This is a genomic window from Pedobacter nutrimenti (assembly GCF_032678445.1).
In the GTDB taxonomy this organism is placed as follows: Bacteria; Bacteroidota; Bacteroidia; order Sphingobacteriales; family Sphingobacteriaceae; genus Pedobacter; species Pedobacter nutrimenti_A.
In genome coordinates, this window is the sequence record NZ_JAVTSQ010000009.1 from 282,811 (window position 1) to 305,392 (window position 22,582).

General features: G+C 41.0%; 20 protein-coding genes. 11 read left to right on the top strand and 9 right to left on the bottom strand.

What is annotated here, in order from left to right:
• The first annotated feature begins 44 nt into the window (after nucleotides 1–44).
• The gene (locus R2S08_RS17935; protein WP_316836420.1) at nucleotides 45–1,172 is read left to right on the top strand and encodes a sensor protein KdpD; all 1,128 of its coding nucleotides are present in this window, start codon (nucleotides 45–47) and stop codon (nucleotides 1,170–1,172) included.
• 25 nt (nucleotides 1,173–1,197) lie between these two features.
• Nucleotides 1,198–2,952 (top strand): ATP-binding protein, encoded by a 1,755-nt coding sequence (locus R2S08_RS17940; protein WP_316836421.1) that lies wholly within the window; start codon nucleotides 1,198–1,200, stop codon nucleotides 2,950–2,952.
• A gap of 6 nt (nucleotides 2,953–2,958) precedes the next feature.
• Here R2S08_RS17940 and R2S08_RS17945 read toward each other — a convergent pair whose 3' ends face one another.
• Both R2S08_RS17945 and nhaA read right to left on the bottom strand, forming a co-directional pair.
• The gene (locus R2S08_RS17945) at nucleotides 2,959–4,143 is read right to left on the bottom strand and encodes an aspartate aminotransferase family protein (protein WP_316836422.1); all 1,185 of its coding nucleotides are present in this window, start codon (nucleotides 4,141–4,143) and stop codon (nucleotides 2,959–2,961) included.
• 14 nt (nucleotides 4,144–4,157) lie between these two features.
• A complete protein-coding gene (nhaA, locus tag R2S08_RS17950) occupies nucleotides 4,158–5,474 on the bottom strand; it encodes a Na+/H+ antiporter NhaA (RefSeq protein ID WP_316836423.1) in 1,317 nt (438 codons plus the stop codon).
• Between the two features lie 138 nt (nucleotides 5,475–5,612).
• Here nhaA and trxA point away from each other — a divergent pair, with 138 nt between their 5' ends.
• Entirely contained in the window at nucleotides 5,613–5,915 is a 303-nt protein-coding gene (gene trxA / locus R2S08_RS17955) for a thioredoxin (protein ID WP_316836424.1), read from the top strand.
• A gap of 6 nt (nucleotides 5,916–5,921) precedes the next feature.
• On the opposite strand, the gene R2S08_RS17960 is transcribed toward trxA, so the two are convergent.
• The 7 genes from R2S08_RS17960 to R2S08_RS17990 are packed head-to-tail and all read right to left on the bottom strand — an operon-like array spanning nucleotide 5,922 to nucleotide 14,947.
• Nucleotides 5,922–6,470, bottom strand: coding sequence for a WcaF family extracellular polysaccharide biosynthesis acetyltransferase (locus R2S08_RS17960; RefSeq protein WP_316836425.1), 549 nt, complete (start codon nucleotides 6,468–6,470; stop codon nucleotides 5,922–5,924).
• Nucleotides 6,442–7,848, bottom strand: a complete 1,407-nt coding sequence (locus R2S08_RS17965) for a glycosyltransferase family 2 protein (protein ID WP_316836426.1) — start codon at nucleotides 7,846–7,848, stop codon at nucleotides 6,442–6,444. Before R2S08_RS17965 ends, R2S08_RS17960 begins: the two co-directional genes overlap by 29 nt.
• On the bottom strand, nucleotides 7,838–9,025 hold the full coding sequence (locus R2S08_RS17970; protein ID WP_316836427.1) for an XrtY-associated glycosyltransferase XYAG1: 1,188 nt from the start codon (nucleotides 9,023–9,025) through the stop codon (nucleotides 7,838–7,840). The genes R2S08_RS17965 and R2S08_RS17970 overlap by 11 nt, the downstream gene beginning before the upstream one ends.
• Entirely contained in the window at nucleotides 8,991–10,427 is a 1,437-nt protein-coding gene (locus R2S08_RS17975) for an exosortase Y-associated Wzy-like protein (RefSeq protein ID WP_316836428.1), read from the bottom strand. Before R2S08_RS17975 ends, R2S08_RS17970 begins: the two co-directional genes overlap by 35 nt.
• Nucleotides 10,427–11,560, bottom strand: a complete 1,134-nt coding sequence (locus R2S08_RS17980; protein WP_316836429.1) for a glycosyltransferase family 4 protein — start codon at nucleotides 11,558–11,560, stop codon at nucleotides 10,427–10,429. The genes R2S08_RS17975 and R2S08_RS17980 overlap by 1 nt, the downstream gene beginning before the upstream one ends.
• Nucleotides 11,553–12,680, bottom strand: coding sequence for a glycosyltransferase family 4 protein (locus R2S08_RS17985; protein ID WP_316836430.1), 1,128 nt, complete (start codon nucleotides 12,678–12,680; stop codon nucleotides 11,553–11,555). Before R2S08_RS17985 ends, R2S08_RS17980 begins: the two co-directional genes overlap by 8 nt.
• Entirely contained in the window at nucleotides 12,677–14,947 is a 2,271-nt protein-coding gene (locus tag R2S08_RS17990) for a polysaccharide biosynthesis tyrosine autokinase (protein ID WP_316836431.1), read from the bottom strand. Before R2S08_RS17990 ends, R2S08_RS17985 begins: the two co-directional genes overlap by 4 nt.
• Nucleotides 14,948–15,042: 95 nt before the next feature.
• Between R2S08_RS17990 and R2S08_RS17995 the strand changes: the two genes are divergently transcribed.
• From R2S08_RS17995 to R2S08_RS18030, 8 genes are all read left to right on the top strand, one after another.
• A complete protein-coding gene (locus R2S08_RS17995) occupies nucleotides 15,043–15,789 on the top strand; it encodes a glycosyltransferase family 2 protein (protein WP_316836432.1) in 747 nt (248 codons plus the stop codon).
• Nucleotides 15,790–15,862: 73 nt separating this feature from the next.
• Nucleotides 15,863–16,858 carry a type I glyceraldehyde-3-phosphate dehydrogenase gene (gene gap / locus R2S08_RS18000; RefSeq protein WP_316836433.1) on the top strand — a complete coding sequence of 332 codons (996 nt, stop codon included), beginning with the start codon at nucleotides 15,863–15,865 and terminating at the stop codon, nucleotides 16,856–16,858.
• The gene (locus R2S08_RS18005) at nucleotides 16,851–17,282 is read left to right on the top strand and encodes a GNAT family N-acetyltransferase (protein WP_316836434.1); all 432 of its coding nucleotides are present in this window, start codon (nucleotides 16,851–16,853) and stop codon (nucleotides 17,280–17,282) included. The genes gap and R2S08_RS18005 overlap by 8 nt, the downstream gene beginning before the upstream one ends.
• On the top strand, nucleotides 17,279–18,472 hold the full coding sequence (locus R2S08_RS18010) for a phosphoglycerate kinase (RefSeq protein ID WP_316836435.1): 1,194 nt from the start codon (nucleotides 17,279–17,281) through the stop codon (nucleotides 18,470–18,472). The genes R2S08_RS18005 and R2S08_RS18010 overlap by 4 nt, the downstream gene beginning before the upstream one ends.
• Nucleotides 18,473–18,708: 236 nt before the next feature.
• A complete protein-coding gene (mraZ, locus tag R2S08_RS18015; RefSeq protein ID WP_316836436.1) occupies nucleotides 18,709–19,182 on the top strand; it encodes a division/cell wall cluster transcriptional repressor MraZ in 474 nt (157 codons plus the stop codon).
• On the top strand, nucleotides 19,172–20,077 hold the full coding sequence (gene rsmH / locus R2S08_RS18020) for a 16S rRNA (cytosine(1402)-N(4))-methyltransferase RsmH (RefSeq protein WP_316836502.1): 906 nt from the start codon (nucleotides 19,172–19,174) through the stop codon (nucleotides 20,075–20,077). Before mraZ ends, rsmH begins: the two co-directional genes overlap by 11 nt.
• Nucleotides 20,074–20,496 (top strand): FtsL-like putative cell division protein, encoded by a 423-nt coding sequence (locus tag R2S08_RS18025; protein ID WP_133780145.1) that lies wholly within the window; start codon nucleotides 20,074–20,076, stop codon nucleotides 20,494–20,496. Before rsmH ends, R2S08_RS18025 begins: the two co-directional genes overlap by 4 nt.
• Nucleotides 20,486–22,582, top strand: coding sequence for a penicillin-binding protein (locus tag R2S08_RS18030; protein ID WP_133780146.1), 2,097 nt, complete (start codon nucleotides 20,486–20,488; stop codon nucleotides 22,580–22,582). Before R2S08_RS18025 ends, R2S08_RS18030 begins: the two co-directional genes overlap by 11 nt.

Consider the following 22,582-nt stretch of genomic DNA (forward strand, 5'->3'; position numbering starts at 1 on the left):
AAGAAGCAAAATCTTCTTTGTGCTGTTTTTGAATAAGAAGTAACATGGAAGACAACAAAGAAGATTCTGTACGAAAGTTCCTTGAACTGGTGAAAAAATCGAGACGGGGAAAATTGAAGATCTATATTGGCATGAGTGCTGGTGTGGGGAAGACATTTCGTATGCTGCAGGAAGCTCATGCTTTGTTGAGGGGGGGAGTAAATGTTCAGATTGGATATATCGAAACGCACAGGCGGGAAGAAACCCATGCTTTGCTGGAGGGCCTGCCGCTGATTCCAAGAAGAAAGATTTTTTACCGGGGTAAGGAGCTGGAGGAAATGGACTTGAATTCCATTTTGAGCATCCACCCGGATGTTGTTATTGTAGATGAGCTGGCCCATACCAATGCAGAGGGTAGCAAGAATGCAAAGCGCTGGCAGGATGTATTCGATTTACTGGATGCGGGCATCAGTGTGATTTCTGCGGTGAATATCCAGCACCTGGAAAGTATTAATGAAGAGATAGAACATATTACCGGAGTTGCCGTTACAGAAAGGATACCAGATAAAATTCTGGAAATTGCTGATGAAATTGTCAATATAGATTTAACAGCTGATGAGCTGGTTACCCGTTTAAAAGAAGGTAAAATCTATGATAAGAGCAAGATTGCCACAGCGCTTGGAAATTTCTTCCAGCCGGAAAGAATTTTGCAGCTTAGGGAGCTGGCGCTGAAGGAAGTGGCCCACCAGGTAGAGCGCAAGGTAAGTTTGGAAGTGCCGAAGCAAATTAAATTAAGATCGGAACGCTTTCTGGCCTGTATTTCTTCGAATGCAGATACGGCCAAAGTGGTGATCCGTAAAACGGCAAGGCTGGCTTCGTATTATCGTTCTCCATGGATTGTATTATATGTGCAGAGCAGCAGTGAAAGCGGGGATAAAATCAAACTGGATAAGCAACGCCATTTGATCAATAACCTGAAGCTGGCCACTGAACTTGGGGCAGAGGTTTTGAAAATAAAAAGTGACCAGGTGACACAGACAATTATAAAAGTTGCAGAAGAAAAAGAAATTACAACAATATGTATCGGAAAGCCGCATTTGAATCTCTTTCAGGTGATGATGCGAACGGCTATCTTTAACCAGCTTTTGAGAAGTCTGGCCATGCGGGATACCGATCTGGTGATTTTGAGTTAGCAAAGAATAATTAATATCTATAATAATGAAGATCAAAACAAAACTCCGTCTCGGATTTGGATTCCTGTTCGTGATGGTACTCTTCTTCGGTTCCATTTCACTTTTCTATTTGAATGAGATCTCCGGCAGTGCAAAGGTCATCCTGAAGGACAATTACAAAACACTGAAGTTTACCGGGGCCATGAGAACGCTGCTTGATGAGCACGATTTGCCGCTTACACCTGTTGTACAACAGGATTTTGAGCAGCAGTTGCAAGGAGAAGAAAAGAATATAACGGAGGTTGGTGAAGGCACTGCTGTAAAAGCATTAAAACAGGCTTATCAGGAAATGACGGTAACCGGGGTAGCTGCAGTTGCGCAACAAACGGCTTTAAGAAAGGTGCGTGCGCAGCTGAGAACGATTGAAGACGTGAACATGAGGGCAATTGTGAGGAAGAATGATGCCGCACAAGCATCTGTTTCTAAAGCTACGTTATACCTGGTTTTTGCAGCTTCCATCAGCTTTTTGATTTTATTTAGTTTTATAGTGAATTTTCCTGGTTTTGTGGCCAATCCGCTCCAGGAATTTACAGAGGCCATACGCGAAATCAGTAAGAAGAATTATAAACAGCGTCTGGAATTTCATAATAATGATGAGTTTTCTGAATTGGCTGCAGCCTTTAATGGAATGGCTTTGCAGCTCAATAAATGGGAGAACAGCAATCTGGCGGAGCTGAAGTCAGAGAAGCTGCGGATAGAGGCCATTATTGAACAAATGGATGATGCGATTATAGGTTTGAATGATAAACAGGATGTTTTGTTTATCAATAAAGTTGCTGCACAACTGATCAGTCTTTCTCCGGCCCAGGTGGTTGGTCAGAATGCAACTGATCTGCAAAAAAAGAATGAACTTTTGAACCGGATCTTAAACGGTCAGGGGAAAGACCAGAACCTAAAGATTTATGCCAATGAGAAGGAATCTCATTTCCAACTGGAGAGCAGGGAAATTGTGATCCCTAATTTTGAGGACCAGGAGAATAATGTGATTTTCGCTTCCGGGAAATCGGCGGGTAAGGTTTATATCCTCAAAAATATCACAGAATTTAAGGAACTGGACCAGGCAAAGACAAATTTTATTGCTACGGTATCCCATGAGCTGAAAACTCCGCTTTCTTCAATTAAAATGAGCCTTAAATTGCTTAAGGATGAAAGGGTAGGCGATATGAATAAGGAGCAGAAAGAGCTGGTGGAGCACATTAATGAAGATAGTGATCGCTTGCTTAAAATTACCAGCGAATTGCTGGATCTTGCACAGGTAGAAACGGGAAACCTGCAGTTGAATTTTGTGAAATCTGATCCCCGACAAATTGTGGATTATGCAATAGAATCTGTGAAATTGCAGGCCGACCAGAAACACATACACTTAGAGCTGGTGAGTAAAAATTCTTTACCCATGGTAAATGCTGATGTAGAGAAGACCGCCTGGGTACTGATTAATTTTCTTTCCAATGCGCTTCGGTACAGTCCGGAGAAATCTAAACTGGTGATCCAGGTTTTAGAAAAGAATAGTGAGGTTGAGTTTTCGGTTCGTGATTTTGGAAAGGGAATTGAAGAACAATATCAGCAAAGATTGTTTGATCGCTATTTTCAGGTGCCTACTGATGGAAACAATAAATCCGGATCCGGGCTTGGACTGGCCATCTCGAAAGATTTTATTGAGGCTGAACAAGGCAGGATCTGGGTTGAAAGTGCTTTAGGTGAGGGGAGTCGCTTTTGTTTTGCTTTGCCTGTGGCAGGTTAAATCATCTTATAAGAGATCCAGTACTTCTATAATCGTTTTACAAACTGTATGGATTTCCTCTTCTTTAATGATCAAGGGAGGGGCGATCCGCATGGCGGTTTCACAATGTAAAAACCAGTCTATTACGACACCGCGTTCCCTGCATAGGGCACTTACTTTTTCTACCTGGTCAAAACTATCCAGCTGAATACTGAGCATTAAACCTTTACCGCGAACTTCTTTAATTAGCGGGTGGACAAGAAGCCTGCGAAAAAGTTCTCCTTTTTTATTGACGTCTTTAACGAGTTCTTCTTCCAGTATCACCTCCAGACTGGCCAGACCTGCGCTACAGGAAACCGGGTGGCCGCCAAATGTAGTGATATGTCCCAGGATCGGATTTTCTTTAAGTACCCCCATAACTTCTCTATTGGCAATAAAGGCACCGATTGGCATACCTCCTCCAAGGGCTTTGGCTAGCAATAGAATATCAGGAACAATATCAAAATTTTCAAAGGCAAATAATTTTCCGGTACGACCAAATGCGGCCTGAATCTCATCAAGGATCAGTAAAGCACCAACTTCGGTGCAGCGGTTGCGGAGTTTGGTCATGTAATTTTCAGAGGGAACACGGATGCCGGCTTCTCCCTGGACGGTTTCCATGATCACGCAAGCGGTTTCCTCTGTGATCATGGAGAGCTCTGCTTCTTCATTGAAGTGGATAAATTGCACATCAGGAAGGAGTGGGCGGTAGGCTTGCTTGTAATGCTCATTTCCCATAACGCTTAATGCACCGTGGGTACTGCCATGATAGGAATTGAAACAGGAAATGATACCGCTTCTGCCGGTATATCTTTTGGCGAGTTTTAAGGCGCCTTCTGTCGCTTCGGCACCTGAATTGACAAAGTAAACATTGTTCAATGTCTCTGGTAAGACCGAGATGAGTTTTTGCGCGAAAAGGATCATCGGGCTTTGTACATATTCTCCGTAGACCGTGAGGTGCATGTATTTGTCCAGTTGTGCTTTTATGGCATCGATTACTCTTGGATGTCGGTGTCCGATATTGCTTACTGCAAATCCGGAAACCAAATCAATATAGGATTTCTTTTGTTTATCGTATAGATAGATTCCTTCTGCATAATCGATTTCCAGTAAATTAGGACTGGTAGAAGTTTGTGCATTGTTGAGAAGGAAAAGTTGTTTGTTACTGATCATAAATTCTAAAAATATTAGCCCTTTTTGGGAGCAGGTGTTCTTTTGAGGGCGATGGTGCCTAAAATGCCGGCAACAACGGAAGCGAGCAGAATACCATATTTGGCCTGATTGATCATGGTTTCACTGGTGAAGGCGAGGTTGCTGATAAACAGAGACATGGTAAAGCCTACACCAGCCAATAAGGCGACACCTGTAATGTGGGTCCAGTTGGCCTGATCTGGAAGACGAGAGATTTTTAACTTCACCATGAGCCAGGTAAAGAGTAAAATACCCGTAAATTTGCCCACGATGAGGCCAGAGGTTACGCCCATACTCACTGGGTTTAGCAGTGCAGTAAAAAAATCGGACTTAATGACCATGCCTGAGTTGGCAAGTGCAAATAAGGGCATAATAATAAAAGCCACCCAGGGATGAAGGGCATATTCAATTTTCTGTAATGGGGTTTCTGCAGCGGTACTTAATTTCTTAATCTCTTCAATGGTTTGGTGCTGTTGAGGCGTGGTCAATGTGCTATTATTGGGTATTTCCTGCTCAAAATCTGTGGCGAGTTTTTTGATTTTTTTTGCATACATCATTTCGTCGATCTTTGTAGAGGCCGGAATGGTAAAGGCAACCAATACACCGGCGATCGTGGCATGAACCCCCGAAAGCAGGAAGCCCATCCAGACGACTAGTCCCATGATCAGATAAAATGCGCTGCTTCTGATGCCCAGGAGATTTCCAATCATCATGATGACCAGAAAAAGTCCGGCTATACCAAGTGGAATGAAATTTAAGTCTGAACTGTAAAAAAAAGCAATGACCAAGACTGCTCCAAGATCATCGGCTACAGCAAGGGCAGATAAAAATACTTTTACAGAAGAAGGGATATGTTTTCCTGCCATGGATAGCAAAGCAAGGGCAAAGGCGATATCTGTAGCCATGGGAATCCCCCATCCGTGTTCAGATTCCATTCCTTTATTCATGAAAAAATAAATCAGTGCGGGAACGATCATTCCGCCCAGAGCGGCCATCATGGGTAAGGAGGCTTTTTTCATACTGGAAAGTTCTCCATCCATAAATTCCCTTTTGAGTTCCAGTCCAATGACAAAAAAGAAAATAGCCATTAAGCCATCGTTGATCCAGATGTGCAGGGGTTGGTTGAACACATGTTTATCAAAGCCTACTGACAAATGGAGATCCCAGACCTGGTGGTAAGAATCATGATAAGGTGAATTTGCCCAAATAATAGCTGCAATGACACTGAGCAGTAAAACAATTCCACTGGTATACTCCAGATGAATAAATTTGCTAACCGGGGCTATAATTTTATCAATAGGAGATTTCTGCATAGGGTATTTATTTAGGGCGTATGACAAAAATAGGGTTTTATATTAAAATAAGATTTTTAATCTTGGACAGTCGGTAAACAATTAAAACCAGATGGCTGGTTTATTGTTCTTATTTTTACAATTCTAAATTAGAGTACGATGGCAAATTTTTCAGAAATTATAAAATCGGATAAACCTGTTTTGGTTGATTTTTCTGCCGAATGGTGCGGCCCTTGTAAAATGATGGCGCCAATACTAGATCAGCTTAAAGGGATGATCGGAGATAAGGCAACGATACTTAAAGTAGATGTGGATAAGAACCCTTCCGTTTCCAGGATCTACCAGATTCAGGGTGTACCTACCTTAATTTTATTTAAGGGAGGACAGATTAAATGGAGGCAATCCGGGGTTATACAGGCCAGTCAGTTGAAAACTATTATTGAGGGGGCAATAAACAGCTGATGCCGGCTACTTAATTATTCTTTCCTTGATTTTAACGGCCGGGTTTCCTGAATAAATTGTAAATGTATCCAAATTAGACGTGGCTACTGAACTTACCGTCAATACCGCGTGCGCTCCTACAGTAACACCGGGGCATACGGTCGCCCCAGTTCCGATCCATGCACCATCTTCTACTGTTATTCCTGCATTGCGCAGGTCAAAGGTGCTTTTTGTGTAATCGTGATTTCCGGTGAGCAATATCGCTTTTTGCGAGATACAAACGTTCCTTCCTATGCGAACCTCTTCCAGGTTTTCTATATAACAGTCTGCTAGCCAGGAATGGTTGCCTAATGACAACTTCCATGGATATTTAATGTGGATAAAGGGTTTGATGCGTACGTCACTTCCGATTTTTGCGCCAAATAATTGGAGTATGCCAACGAGCAGGGTACTGCTTGGAAGCAGTCCGGACCTGAACAACAATAAGCTGGTTAAATACCAGAGGCTGAGTTTAAGCTTACTGGCTCCCGGATGATAGGATCCTTTGTTAAAGGCTTTTCTTAGTTTTGTTTCCATATTGATTCTTAGAACGTACCCATATCATGATCAGGAACCCCATGATACTGTAGGTAAGAAGGTTGAATAGAAAATGTAGGTTTATCCTATAATCTGGCCGCCAATAAATTGTAATAAGCAACAGACGAAGTAAATTGAGGCTTTGGAAGCTTGCTGCCCCCAGCAGCAGGAATAGGAGTTTCGATTTAAGGGATTTAGAATAAGCCATAACGAAGGCTGTAAATACGCTCATGACCCCATAACCGAGACAAGAGTAGACCAGACGAAAACCAGATCTGCCAATAACATGGAGATTAAACAGGCTTTTTTTTACTTCGTAGCCCATCAGGTTCAACAGGGCTGCGGAAGAGGAAATATTAAATTCACGCCAGAATCTGATATAGTTGAGGTGCTGGTCCAGCCATTGATTGTAGAACCTTCCGGGTGTTGTTATTCCTATAAAGGTCAGGTTGCCGAGATAGAGGAGCAGAAAAAACAGAAGAAACCTGAAAGCAAATTTCCTGCCGATAGACGGCTGCGGTTGTATGCCTTTTAGTCTGAACTGCTCTTCAATTTTTATGTCAACAATTAACCTGAACCAGAATGCCTGTAGGAAATGGTATAAGAGGCCGGTTGCTCCGTCCAATATCCCTTTTTGAAAAAAGAGGCGAAATAAAAAGTAAAGATAGGGCCTCAGGTATCTTGGAAGGGTATTCCACAATTGTTTTAACCTGGCTATACGTTCGTTGGGGCTACCCCACAGGTTGGCCCTGCATACTTTCTTAGGGTGTTGTAAAAATCGGTTGACTTCTTCTTCTGCCAGAAGATCACTGTACCTGTTGTGTTTTTCCAGCCAGAAGGAGATGTGGTTTTCTTTTAGATTTTCTTCAATCAGGTATCCTTTTCTCCATATTTGCGTTGGTCCGGAAACCAGGAAACGATGATCCATATTTTGACTGAGATCGGAATAGCCGATGTTGTACCGGAACATCTTGAGCATATATTTAGGGAAGTAGCCTCCATGTTTGATCCACTTACCCCTGAAAAGGTACTTTCTGTTGAAATAGATTCCGGTTAAGTGATGATGATCCTGGTGTCTGAAATTTTTGAGTTGCCTGTACAGTTCCGGACTGAGTACTTGATCGGCATCAAGTCCAATCACCCAGGGCGTGCGTATAGGGAAGATGTTGAGGGCGTAGTGCCATTGTTTAGGGTGGTTGTCAAAAGGACGGCAGGTATATTGGACCTGATAGGTGCTGCAAATATCAAGGGTCTTGTCTGTACTGCCAGAATCTAAAATGAAAATAGGGGCTTGAAGTCCCTTGATAGAGTTCAGTAGTTTGGGAAGATGTATTTCTTCGTTGAAAGTGAGGATGATAAAGGTATAGTCAGTTTGCATTTTTTAGGGTTTGCTGGTACATGTCCTGATAAAGAATGGTCAGACGGGGGGCGGAGAAATCGGTCAGAATTTGTTTTGGTGCACATTTCCTGATTTCACTCCTTTTACGGATGTCCTTATAGGCCTTGTAAAGGGTGTGTGTTAAATCTGCAACATTGGATCTGCAGATCCAGCCAAGATTATGTTGCAGTACATAGGTTGCCAGTCCAACTTCCCTGGTGAGTAGAACAGGTGTGCCGCTGGCGAGACTTTCTATGATCACGTTGGCGAAATTTTCATTTTGGGAAGGTAAAACCAGCAAGTCGTGTTTTTGGATAAAATCAAATTTCTCCTGTTCGTTGTGGTAACCTGTCCAGTTGATGTGCTGATGGATGTTTAAATGAAAACTTAGATTCTTTAATGACCAGATATAGTCCGGACAACCTTGACCGGCTATAGATAGGGTCCATGCAAATTTAGTTCTGCTTAAGGCCTTAAACAGGAGATCTATTCCCTTTTTTTCTTCTATCCTGGAAAGAAATAGAAGTCGAAATACATTCTTTTCTGTTGTAATACCAGATTTTTCAGGGGTCAGGTCCTGGTGAAAAAGTGAGCTTGGGCAATTGATGAAATTGGGAATAATATAAATGTCTTTTGGATGGAGTCGGATTTTGTAAAGATCTTCCATTTCCTTTTCTGAGGTGGCATGTATAATACATCGTTTAAGCAGCCAGCTTCCAATGGTCTTATGAAAAAGTTTCTTGAGCAATGATTTCCTGTTTTGCAATGTATAAGGAGTGAGCATTCCTCTGGGTGAAAGAATTACAGGTATGCGGTACCATATAGCCAGTAGGATAGAAAAAATGGCGACCATGTTCCACCAGGAGTGAATGTGGATGATCAAATGCTGTTTATGATGGCTTTTGATCTGCTTTCTAAGATACCAGAGCAAAGCCGGTGAAAGATGACTGTGATCTTTTGTAAGGCGTTTAAAATACCAGATCTTGACATTGTCTACAAGACAAGGGAGATTTGTCGGAGTTTCCAGAACAGACTGTCCGTTGGCATTAGTGGTCAGGACTTCTATTTCTAAATTGCTTTTGACGAGTTCTTCGCATAATTTGGAAATGGAGGTGGTGGTTCCGCCATAGACATAAGCGGGCTTATAAGAGGGGGTGATCTGGAGGATTTTTAGCATCGTTTAGTTTTTGAAGTATTTGAAAATGTTTGAGCAAATGGAACAGCAGGAGCATCAGGACAAAGCCATATATAATGTTGTTGATTAGAAATTCCCAGTTGTTCCCGCGCCAAAGTGGTTGAAAAAAACCATTGAAGATAGTGATGCATCCTAGTGGATAACCGCCAAATATGGTTTCAGCTTTATTGCAAAGCCACTGGGCAATCAGACCATAAAAGAACATAGCTAAAAAGACAATCGTGGCTCCTCCACTCAGATAGGCATCGGTTACAGGGCGGGTTTTGGCGGAGGCTGCCGATAAACGGTTTACTGCCCCGCAGGTATATACCCTTTCCATAGAGACTTTTTCAGTATTGGGTTTTTGACTCCAGAAAGTTCTTGGAATTAAGGCGTAAAAAGAATTCCTTAAAATTTTGAAGCCATAATAGGGTTGCTGATCCGGTACAGCTTTGATATACTGACAAAACATTTCTGTCTCACTGAAACGGTGCGTTAGGAAATTCCAGTTGTTGTCACTGATCTTGGTTCCTTCGGATTCACTAAGCAGGGATTCAAGGGCTTCCTGACGGACTTCTTTTGCTGGTTTATGATTCTTCCAGGAGGAGGCTCTGATCATTAGGGTGAGGGTAGGTAGGGTGTAGAATACGAGGTAAAGCAGAGGGAGGAAGAAGATTAGAACCGTTTTCCTGAAGTAGGGGAAAGAGATGAGACCGATCAGCAGCAGACTGACAAGGAGATTTTCTTTGTAACCGCTGAGGCTGGCATTTAAGAGTTGTAAGCCGAGGGCTATGCCGGCTGGTATTGCCTGTCGTAATTTCCTGTGGAGAATACCGGAGACGAACAGGTAAGACACGCAGCAGGCGGATAAATGAAGTAAATAATATTTGATCTGCAGACATGAGGGATAGTGATCCAGTATTAAAGTACAGAGGAAAGAAATGAAATACAGGCGGGTCAATAGTGGAGCCAAAGGCATTGTACATTGGTATTTCTGAAGCAGGGCTTTGGTTTGGTACTGAATACCTGTAACTAATCCGATATGCGCAAGAAGGGCTATCTGTTGGGATTTGGCAATTAAAAAGGTTTGTGAACTGATGGTGAAATTGCCTTTTACTGATTCAAAGTATTTGTAGCCCAGGTGATCTGCGAAGTAGAAGATAGAGGTGCAGCACATGAAACCTGCAAAAATGAGTTGTATAAGAACAATGGGTCGCATGATCTGCAAGCCCGGTGTTTCATCTCTATTTGTGTATTTCCACGGTGAAAAAAGTGTGTAGTAAAAGATGAACCAGGACCCTGAAAAGGCAATTAGATAGGAGAGGACCGGGTGATGTGCCAATACGACGGAAATAAGCCAGGGGAGGCCAATTGTAAGCAGGTTCTGGATTTTAATATGGGGCATTAAAGGCATTTTAGGATACTTTTAACTTGTTCATAAAAATTCCATGTAGAGATGAGTTTCGCTGAGGCAATCCCTGCCTTTTCAAGTTTTTCTTTACATTGAAGAAGCAGATCAAGTTTTGTGGTGAGGTCATCCAGATGATTACTTTTAAAGATCATTCCATTAGTTGTTGTAACAAGATCAGTGGCGGCGCCACATTGGTCGGATACCAGTACTGCTTTCCCGCAAGCCATGGCTTCATTAATGCTAAGACCCCAGGTATCCTGTAAGGAGGGTAAGCAAAAAAGATTGCAGGCTTTATAAAAACACGGCATGATTTTCTGATTTTGAAAAGGAAGGATATGGATATTCGTGTGTGTTTTCGCTTCTTTTTTTATAAGGGTTTCCAGTGGTCCGGAACCAATGTAAAGGAGGTGGTGGTTCTTTTTACTGATTTTTTTGAAGGCTTTTAAAAGCAATATTGGGTTTTTTCCTTTGTTGAATTTTCCAGCGAAAAGGAGGAGGATGTCGGTCTCCTTTAGCCCCAGACTTTTGCGGATCAATTTACCGGAGCCTGTTGAGCCAAAACGTTCATTGTCTATACTGTGTGGTAGAAAAAGGAGTTTTTCATCCTTTACACCATAATGTTTAAAATAAGTCTTGTTGTTTGTTCCGGCATATAATATGATATCTGTGTAAGTAAATAGCCAGGTGAGGAAGATTTTTTTGAAAGGTCTTTTCCATAATGAAAGTTTATTTGATAAAATGGAGTCTCCCCTGAAAATGGTTTTGACTTTGCCTTTAAAATGCTTTAGGATCTTGAAATGGCTAAGGTTTGACCAGCCATAAATCAACAGGTACCTGGGATTAAATTCTTCGATCTGCTGGCAGGCATCTGGATTGATGATTCCCCAAAAATGATGTGTCCCCGGGTATTTGGCTGTATTGGTTAAGAAAGTGTAATCATATCCCTCCAATAGTGGAATGTCCCAATTGATCTGACAAAGAAAATTTCTGTCGTAAAGAGCGGTTGTTCCGCAAGTGTAAAACACTTTAAGTGTGATGCTTTTTGCCAGTAATTGGAAAAGTGGGGCATAGTATTGAATGGGGTGACTGATTAATACGGCCAGTTTCATTTGCGGTTCCTTAGTCATGGCCTAATAAGTTTTTAAGGTGATACTTGTATTGAGGATAATTGAAATAGATAAGACATAAGTTTTGTCTTGCATAGGCCATTTCTAATCTTGCTGATTCTTTGAGCTGGGTAAGAATTGCCTGATAAAGAGCTTCCAGGTCTTCCGGGTCTATTAATGTGCCCAAAATGCCATTTGCTATTGCTTCTTTACTGCCATCTTTGTTGCCGCAGATAATTCTGCAACCCGTGGCAGCAGCTTCTGTAAATACGAGGCCGAACCCTTCTTTTTTACTTGGAAGGACAAAAATGTCGCATAATAAATAGTGATCTGTGAGTACGGCTTCGGGAATAAAGCCAATTAATTTGATATGGTTTTCCAGGTTTTCTTTCCTGATCAGTTCCTGCAGGAAAGCCTTTTCTTCTTTGTCAGGTAACCCGCCCAGGAGATAACATATATTTGGAAATCTTTCTCTTAATCTTTTTAGGATCCGAATCACCTGTAAATAACCTTTATCACGGTCGTTTGAACTGAGCCTGCAGATGCTTAATAGTATGGGTTGTGTAGGCTGTAAACTATAGTACGAAAGCAGGTAGTCCGGTTTATGAAGTATTCCTGGAATATTGAAATGAGGATCCAGGCAGTTGTTCAATACGAAGGCATTTTGTCCTTTGATGCCATGCTTTTTTTCGATCGTTTCTGCTGTAAAATGACTTACACACCAAATTTGAATGTGTTGTTTTATGAACCATACTTTCCATCTAGAAAGCTTTCCCCAGATTTCGATGCCATGTGCGAGAAGGATAATTCTGCTGTTTGGTCTTAAAATCTTGATCATTAAAGCTATAGGCAGTAGGTGGATATGGCTTATAAGGACATTTGGGTGTAATGAACTCTTTTTAATAGCATGAAAGGTGAACAATAGTTTTTGATTGTTAAATCCCCTGAACTGTTCGGAAGATATATATCTGGAGTCTGCTTGTATGGTTTGGTCTTTTAAGGCAAAGACCTGCAGTGCGGAGTTCCTTTCTGTAGAAATATCTGACAGGGCTTTACTCATTGTCCGGCATACTTTCTGAATTCCTCCGGTGTCACAAAAACTGCTTAAGGTAAGGAATAGAACATCATGTTTTTTTTTCATAGGTCTTTGCTGTAATTGTCGGGCAGATTATAATATTCTTGTTGAAAATGGTCTTTTTCGAAGCCGTTCAGTATGAGGGAAATATTGGGTAGTCTGAATTCTTTAAGTAGCTTTTCTGGCAGGGCGGCAGAATATTTTTTAGACATACCGTATCTGAGGATAAAGAGGTTAATGTCTGATATTTTTAACAGCGGTACGGTATCTGAGACAAGGCCAACAGGAGCTGAATCGAGAAGGATGTAATCGTGGGTCTTCTTTAGTTCAGCAATCAGTTCCTCCATTCTGGGGTGTTGCAGCAATTCGGAGGGATTAGGTGGAATAGGTCCGGAGGGAATGAAACTGAGGTTACTGATAAAGGTCTTGTGGCAGATTTGAGAGATTGTATGCTGTCCGGAAAGATAATTGCTCAGGCCGTAATGATTGTTGATGGATAGATCGATATGCAGCGCTGACTTTCTCAGATCAGTAGCAATCAGACATACTTTTTTATCAATTAAGCTTAAAGAAGCAGCGAGGTTCAGTGAAACAAATGACTTGCCTTCGCCCGAATTACCTGAAGTTATACAAATCACTTTGCTGCTGCTCTCTATACAGAGGTAGTTGAGATTGATACGGAGTGCTTTTATAGATTCTGAGAAGTGGGATCTGGGTTCTTCTATAGAGAGGACAGATGTAAGGGCTCTTTTTTTGGTATCTGTTCTTATATAGCCAATTATTGCCACAGAACTGATTTCTTTGATTAAAGAGGTATCATATAACCTGGTGTTTAATTTGTATTGCAGGAAGATGAGCAGCAGGCCAGTAAGAACACCTCCAAGCGCGAAGTCGGTGTAGATCTGACCTGGGATAGGGTATACAGGCTCATCAGGAAGGGTTGCATGATCAATAATCTGTATCCCTGATATAATTGCAGCTGCGGAGATTCCGGCTTCCAGCTTTTTTTCAGAAAGGTAATTGTAAACTTTCTGATTTACTTCAAAGCGGGACTGTAGTTCTATAAATTCTTTTTCTGTTTTTGGAAATGAACTCATTGTTTTGCAGAGGTCAGCAATTTGATGAGAGAAGTAAGCCATCAGTTTTCCATTTTGTTGTTCCTGATTTTTTAAGGTGGACTGAATAGATTGTTTGATATTGCCGATTTGGTTGTCTACATACATAACGGGAGATGCGTCAGGCTTGTAGAAGAGTAGAAGCTCGGTTTTTTTCTGTAGAAGGGAGTTGTAATTTTGCAGAAGTGCGATGAGCTGGGGATCTTGAATACCTTGTAAATTATAATTCAATTTATCTGTGGAAATTGGCTCGCTCAGGCTCCTGAGTAGCTCTTTGTTGATTAGGTTCAGGATGGATAATTGCCTTTTTTCTTTTTCAAGATCAGATAATCTGGTGATCATTTCTTTTGTGCTGGAAGAGATATCTGAAAAACCGCGGGCAGTTTTAAAGTTTTGTATTTCCGACGAGGAACGAAAAAGCACGAAAGCCATTTTTTTTAGCAAGGTGTCAATGAAGAGTGCGGTTTGTTTGCTGGGGGCAATACGTTGTGATTTGTCGTACTTTTGATATTCATGGAGGACTGCGTTTAAAATATCTCTGGCAAGGAAAGGATTCGGATCGCTGAATTGAAGTTTAAGGATATTTGTGTTTGGGTTGTCGTCAATTTTCAATTTTTCGATGATGTATTTAAGGAAGTTGGTTTCGTCATTGAATTTGAAGAGACAGCCTTCCAGAATATTTTTCTGTGGAGTAAGGATCCTGAAGAGCAGGCCTGGAAGTATGATTATTGAATTATACGGGAACTTTCTGATGGTTTTCTTTCCTGCCCATATGTAGGAGAGCTGGAAGATTTTTCTGTTGAAGGGTTCAAATTTAAAAAGCACTTTATTTTCGTTTTTTCCGCTCAACTCCAGGATTTGTATATCGAGGGGCTTGGCCGGATAGAGATTGATCATCCGGAAGGGATGCGATTCAAAAAAGGAAATTTTGTAATTCAAGGCAGTTATAGCCTTCCCAATTACATTTCTTGAGGCCAATATTGTCTTTTCAGCTTCACTTTTGCTATTTCGGTCATAAATGTTTCTGATGGTGATGAGTTCAGAAAGTTCAGATCTTCGATCTTCCAGTTTCAATGATGCATTGGCACAGTAGATAGGGGTACTTGTGTAGAGGAACAGATATGCTAACCCTATTGATACGGTGGTAATCGTTGTGATATAGCTCCACTTTTTCAGGATCAAACTCCATATTTTTAAATAATGATTTTTATTTTCCATGTAGTTAATATTTAACTTCATTAATACGTTTTTATGTATTTATTTTAATTGTAAAGTTTTAATATTTATATTTAAAGCAAAACTATTAATAATAAATGAAAGTTAGTATAGTAAGTGTTGTTTTAAATTGTAGAGATTACATTGGCGATTGTATTCTATCCGTTATCGGACAGGATTATTCTGAAATCGAGTATGTTGTCATAGATGGGGGCTCTACGGATGGTACATTGGATGTTATTCAACAGTACCAGGATCGTATTCACGTCTTTGTCAGCCAAAAAGATCAGGGGTTCTATGACGGGCTTAATAAGGGGATTGCCCTGGCTACGGGAGATATTATAGGGATACTGAATGCGGACGATATTATTGCAGAACCTGGAACGATCTCCATGGTTGTTCATTATTTTGCGGCAACATCGTGTGATGGGGTATATGGGAATTTAAAGTATACGGACAGGAAAAATATCGAAAGAGTAGTCAGAAGCTGGAGACCCGGAGATTTTAGCCTGCAAAAACTCAAAAGAGGATGGATGCCTCCACATCCTACTTTATACCTGTACAAAGAACTGTATGGTCGGTGCGGCAATTATTCGATGGATTTTGGTACTTCAGCAGACTATGAATTTATTCTGAGGTTGTTTTCTACCTATGGAACGAGTATGGTGTATATTGATCATTTACTGGTGAAAATGCGTAAAGGAGGAATGAGTAATGCAGGGATGATGCCGTTCTTATTGGCTTGTATTTACGACTACAGATCACTGTTACTGCATAGATTTCGCTGGCCTGTACTGGTTACAATTTGTAAAAAGCTTAGAAAAATTAAGCAGTTTTTCTACTAAAAAGACATAATTAGAAATAACTAACCTACCTAGGTAGAATATAGGTACTTTTGCGGAAAAATTAACTGTATTCATGAAGATAGCGATAAATGGTTTTGGTAGGATCGGGCGTATTTTCCTACGTACGGCAATAGAAAGGGGCGTTGACATTGCCGCGATCAATGACCTGGCAGACCCTGCAACCCTTGCTCATCTGTTTAAGTATGACACTGTACACCGTGGGTTTAAAGGTGAAGTGTCTTTTGACAAAGAGGCACTGATCATTAATGGTAAAAGAATTCTTGTCTATTCCAATCCCAACGCAAAAGAGCTGCCTTGGGCTGAATTGGAGATAGATCTGGTTTTGGAGTCTACTGGCAAACATACTTCCAGGGCAACGGCTTCATTGCACTTGCAGGCTGGGGCAAAACAGGTATTGATTTCAGCACCTGCCTCAGATAAAGACATTCCAATGGTGATACTTGGTGTAAATGATCAGGAAATTGATCTGCGGGCAGAAGTGCTTTCTAATGCCTCCTGTACGACCAATAATGTAGCGCCAATGGTGAAAGTGCTGGACGATAATTGGGGAATATTAGATGGCTATATTACAACCGTACATTCGATGACGGGGGATCAGAATTTACATGATGCGCCTCATAAAGATTTAAGAAGGGCACGTGCAGCTTCTGCTTCTATCATACCGACTTCTACAGGGGCAGCGAAGGCGATTACGCATATTTTTCCGCATTTGGATGGAAAGCTCGGTGGCGCTGGGATCAGAGTACCGGTTTTAAATGGTTCTTTGACTGATTTTACTTGTATTTTAAAAAATCCTACAACTATTGAAGAAATTAATGCAGCTTTCAGGAAGGTTTCTGAAAATGAGATGAGTGCTATTCTGGAATATACAGAGGATCCGATCGTTTCGGTTGATATTTTAGATAATCCTCATTCCTGTATTTTTGATGCCCAGTTGACTTCCATTGTTGGGGATCTGGTTAAGGTTGTTGGTTGGTACGATAATGAATCTGGTTATTCTGCGAGACTGGTGGATCTGGTTTTAAAAATGGCTGAACTTTATGATTAAATTAATTACCGATAGAGATACGCTATCGCTAAGGAGTACTGTGCTTAGAAATGGCGCGCCTGAGGTTGAATGCATTTTTCCTACTGATGGCGAAGGGTTTCATCTTGGGAAATTTGTGATGGAAAAGTTGGTGTGTATTGCCACGTTCTTTCCTGAAGATTATCCGGATCAGGGGCCGGGTGGCCATCGCTTGCGAGGAATGGCAACAGATCCTGATTTTGCAGGTAAGGGTTATGGCGCTCAAATTATAAATTTTGCAATAGATAAGCTAATAGCTGAGAATGCTTCTTATATTTGGTGCAACGCACGCAGTTCTGCGGTTGGCTTCTATAAAAAACAGGGATTTGAATTGATCTCTGATGAATTTGAGGTCCCGGGAATAGGTATGCACTTTAATATGATGTACAACTTAAATAGGATATGAAGACAATAGACCAATGTGATTTTAATGATAAAAAGGCTCTTGTAAGGGTGGATTTCAATGTGCCTTTGGATAAGGATTTTAATATTACAGATGATAAAAGGATGCGTGCCGCATTGCCTACTATTAACAAAATTCTAAATGATGGTGGCGCTGTGATATTGATGTCTCATTTGGGCAGACCAAAGGGTGGTCCTGAGGATAAATATTCTTTAAAGCATATTCTTGGCGATCTTTCCAGGATGCTTGATCTGGAAGTGAAATTTGCCGATGATTGCATTGGTGAATCGGCTATTCAGAAAGCAAAAAATCTGGAGCCGGGGCAAGTGTTGTTATTGGAAAACCTTCGTTTTTATAAAGAAGAAGAAAAAGGAGATCGTGATTTTGCCGGGAAATTAGCTAAGCTAGGTGATGTTTATGTGAATGACGCTTTTGGTACAGCTCATCGTGCTCATGCTTCTACAGCAATTGTTGCTGAGTTTTTTCCTCATGCGAAGTACTTTGGTTACCTGATGGCTGAAGAGTTGAAAAATGCCGAGAAAGTAAATCACGGAGCTGTTAAGCCCTTTACCGCTATTATGGGTGGTGCTAAAGTTTCAGATAAAATCCTGTTGATTGAGAGTTTGCTGGAAAAGGTTGATAACCTGATTATTGGTGGCGGTATGGCTTATACTTTTGCTAAAGCGCAGGGTGGTGAGATCGGTACCTCACTTCTTGAAGAAGACCGGATGGCATTGTGTTTAGAATTGATGGAAAAAGCGAAGGCAAAGGGTGTTAATCTTGTTTTGCCTGTGGATACTGTTATTGCGGATAAGTTTGATAATGAGGCTCAAAAGAAAGATGTAGATTCTGGACAGATTCCTCAGGATTGGATGGGCTTGGATATTGGTCCAAAAACCATTGCATTGTTTTCTGAAATCGTAAAAAACTCTAAGACATTGCTTTGGAATGGTCCTATGGGTGTTTTTGAAATGGATAATTTTGCTCATGGAACACGTGCTATTGCGGATGCAGTTGTTGCTGCAACGCAGGATAATGGTGCTTTTTCTCTAATAGGGGGTGGCGACTCTGCTGCTGCAATTGCCAAATTTAATCTGGAAGATCAGGTGAGTTATGTGTCTACTGGTGGTGGTGCACTGCTGGAATATATGGAAGGAAAGGAATTGCCTGGTGTAAAGGCAATTAATTCTTAACCTGTCAAGATATACTTTTTGTTAAATTGATCTGATGGTCAGAGATATTTATTACAGGCATTTCGGAAAAACCGGAATGCCTGTTTGTTTTTACCACTTGCTATATGGCCTTGTAAGGGGCTAAAATAGAAGAAAATGGTAAAAAACACCTATGTTGAAAACTTTTTGTGGTAGAATGTGGTAAAAAGTGGTAGAAGTACCTATTTTTACACTACATAAAAAGTGTACATATTATAATGGTTCAATTGTTAGGAGAATTTGATTGTAAGTTAGATGCGAAAGGCCGGCTGATGGTCCCTTCGAATCTAAAGAAACAATTGCCTAATGTTGAGCAGGAGGGATTGGTTGTTAACAGAGGTTTTGAAAAACACCTGGTGATCTATCCGAAAAAAGTGTGGGAGGGAATAGTGGAAGATTTGAGTAGATTAAATCCTTATGAGCAGAAAAACAGGGAGTTTATCCGTTACTTCACCAGAGGGGCGACAGAACTAAACCTGGATGCGACAGGAAGAGTAAACCTTCCAAAGTCATTACTGGAATCAGTAGGGATTTCTATCAATACAGAATTGGTGCTGGCTTGCCAGTTTGATAAGATAGAGGTTTGGTCTAAAACAGCTTACGATGCTTTATTTGATCAGGAACCGGAAAATTTTGCAAGTCTGGCTGAAGAAGTGATGGGCAATAAGAATAGGAGGGATGATGGAAAGTAATTATCATGTTCCTGTAATGCTGGAGGCTTGCCTTGATGGTTTAAATATTAAGCCTGATGGGGTTTATGTAGATGTTACTTTTGGTGGTGGTGGGCATTCCAGGGCAATCCTTGAAAAGTTAGGAAAAAATGGGGTATTGATTGCATTTGATCAGGATCCTGATGCTCAAAGGAATAAAATTGATGATCCAAGGTTTTTGTTTGTGGATCAGAACTTTGCTTTTTTGAAAAATAATCTGAGATTGTTGGGGTACAGACAGGTGGACGGCATTCTTGCAGATCTTGGTGTTTCTTCCCATCAATTCAACGAGCCTGAAAGAGGTTTTTCTACCCGTTTTGATTCTTCTCTGGATATGAGGATGGATAAGCAGGGAAAGTTGACGGCAGCGGATGTTCTGAATACTTATGCAGAGGAAGATTTGCATAAAATATTTGGAATCTATGGTGAGGTGAAAAATGCAAAATCCTTAGCCAGGACTATTGTTACTGCAAGGGCATCGGCGCCAATTATAACTCTTGCTGAATTTAAAAAAGCGATTTCGGCTCACATTCCTAAAGGGAAAGAGCATAAATATATGGCACAGGTTTTTCAGGCCTTGCGTATTGAAGTGAATGGAGAGATTGATGTGTTGGAGCGTTTTCTGGAGCAAACGGCAGATGTCATAAAGCCTGGCGGCCGCCTGGTGGTGATGTCATACCATTCGCTGGAAGACAGGCCTGTAAAGAATTTTATTGCAAAAGGGAAGTTTAGAGGGGAGGTAGAAAAGGACTTTTATGGAAATCAGCAAAAGCCTTTTAATGTGATTACCCGAAAAGCGATTATGGCAGATGAAGAAGAGTTGATCAGGAATACCAGATCCAGAAGTGCAAAACTTAGAATCGGAGAAAGAATATGAGTAACCGCTTCAGAGAAGATATAGAGGAAGAAGAGCCAGAACCGGAAGAAGAGCCGGTGTTGAAGGTGAAAAAGGAAAAGGTAAAAAATCCGGAAAGTGGAAGGACGTTTTTTACAAAGCTTTTTACCGAAGGCGTAGTGACCAAGGAAGCTGCAACGGAGATGTTGCCGTTTTTGTTGTTTATATCCTTTTTGTGTATGCTGTACATAGCAAACAGTCATATGGCTGTGAAGAATATAAGAAGTATAGATAAATTAAATAAAGAAGTAAAAGAATTAAGCTGGGAGTATAAGTCTTTAAAAGCAGATCTGATGTTTAAAAGTAAACTGACGGAAGTTGCTAAAAAGGTAGATACTCTTGGTATAAAAGAATTAACGGCGCCGCCGAAAAAAATTGTAGTAGGTAACGATGAACATTAGAGCGAACATATTATTGCGTGTTTATCTGGCTTTTGGCCTGATTGTACTGTTTGCCGTGGCAGTACTGATCAGGCTATGCGATGTACAGTTTGTGGAGGGACATAAGTGGCGTGCCATGGCCGACAGTCTCTCTACAAAGTATGTCAATGTGGAGGCGGCACGAGGTAATATTTATTCTAATGACGGGAGCTTGCTGGCTACCTCTGTTCCTGAATACGAACTTAGAATGGACCTGTATGCCGGGGGGATAGAAGACCGGGATGTTTTTAATGGAAAGGTGGATTCACTGGCCTTGCGACTGTCACAGTTTTTTGGCGATAAAACGCCTAAAGAATATTCAAGATACCTGCGGTCAGCGAGACAGGATAGTGTTCGTTATCTTTTGATTAAACGTAAGGTGAATTATCAGGATCTAAAGACCATCCGGACATTTCCTCTATTTAATATAGGTAAATATAGCGGTGGATTGATCGCTATTCAGCAGAACAAAAGGATTCTGCCGTTTAAATCTCTCGCTGCAAGAACTATTGGATATAAGAATGAGAATGTAGCCAATGGTGTTGGTCTGGAGGGGACTTTTGGCAATTATATAAATGGAGAAAGTGGAAAGAGATTAGTGCAGCGTATTGCCGGAGGGGTTTGGATGCCTGTGAACGATGAGGCAGAGATCGCACCGAAAGAAGGCGCGGATATTATATCTACTATAGATATTAATATGCAGGATCTTGCTCAAAGTGCTTTGGAAAAGCAATTGATTGCGAGCGATGCAGATCACGGTTGTGTGATCTTAATGGAGGTAGCTACAGGTGAAGTACGTGCAGTAGCTAATTTCACCAGAGTAGCTAAAGGAGAGTACAAGGAAACTTTTAATTATGCCATTGCTGGAAACCAGGATCCGGGTTCGACATTTAAAGTGGCATCCTATATGGCCTTGCTGGAAGATAAAAAAGTAGATACCAATACGCTTGTGGCTACTGGTAACTATAAAGTTCCGGGACATTTGATTAAGGACTCCCATGGTAGTATTGGTGTAGTTACGGTGAAAAAGGCATTTGAAGAATCTTCTAATGCGGCTATTGCTCAAATGGTGGATCAACATTACAAGGAGAATCAGGCTCAGTTTACGGATCATTTGTATGACTGGCACTTAAATGAGAAATTACGCCTTCAGATTCCTGGAGAAGCGCAGCCTGTAGTTAAAAATCCGAAAAACAAAAGCTGGAATAAGAATTTGACCTTGCCTCAGATGGCTTACGGTTATGAAATGCAGTTAACACCTTTAAAGATGCTTTCTTTCTACAATGCTATTGCTAATAATGGAAAATACGTTGCGCCAATCTTTGTGAAAGAGATCAGGAGGCTAGGAAATCCTATAGAGCAGTTTAAAGCCCGTGTTGTTAATCCCAAGATTTGTTCTGATGAAACCCTGGAAAAAATGCATGCATTGCTGGAAGGTGTGTTTACAGAGGGAACCGGAAAGAGTTTAGCTTCTCCTTTTTTTAGAATTGCGGGTAAAACAGGTACTGCACAGGTAGCAGACGGCAATAAAGGTTATAAAGCTAAAAAGCAATATCAATCTTCTTTTTGTGGTTATTTCCCGGCAGATCATCCTAAGTATTCTTTAATTGTAGTCATTAATGATCCTAAAGGCAGCTATTATGCGGCATTGGTTGCAGGTCCTCCTTTCAGAGAAATTGCAGACCGGATTTATGCCAGTGACATGCAAATGTATAATGAAGTTTCAGATCGGTTGGTTGGCAATACAAAAAGTCCGGAAGCAAAGTCAGGACAGACCAAAGATGTTAAAAGGGTATATAATGCTTTTGGTATTAAGGCCTTGTACGCTGCCAAATCAGACTATTTCAATAGTGTTGATACCAGTAATGGGGTTGTTTATGAGGAATACAGTGCGGTTAAGGGTGCAATGCCTAATGTAAATGGCATGGGCTTAAAGGATGCATTATACTTAATTGGTAATGCTGGATTGAAGGCTCAGGTTAAGGGCAGTGGAAAAGTGGTGAGTCAATCGATTCCCGCGGGAAGTAAAATTGGAAAAGGATTATCAGTACAAATAGAATTGAAATAA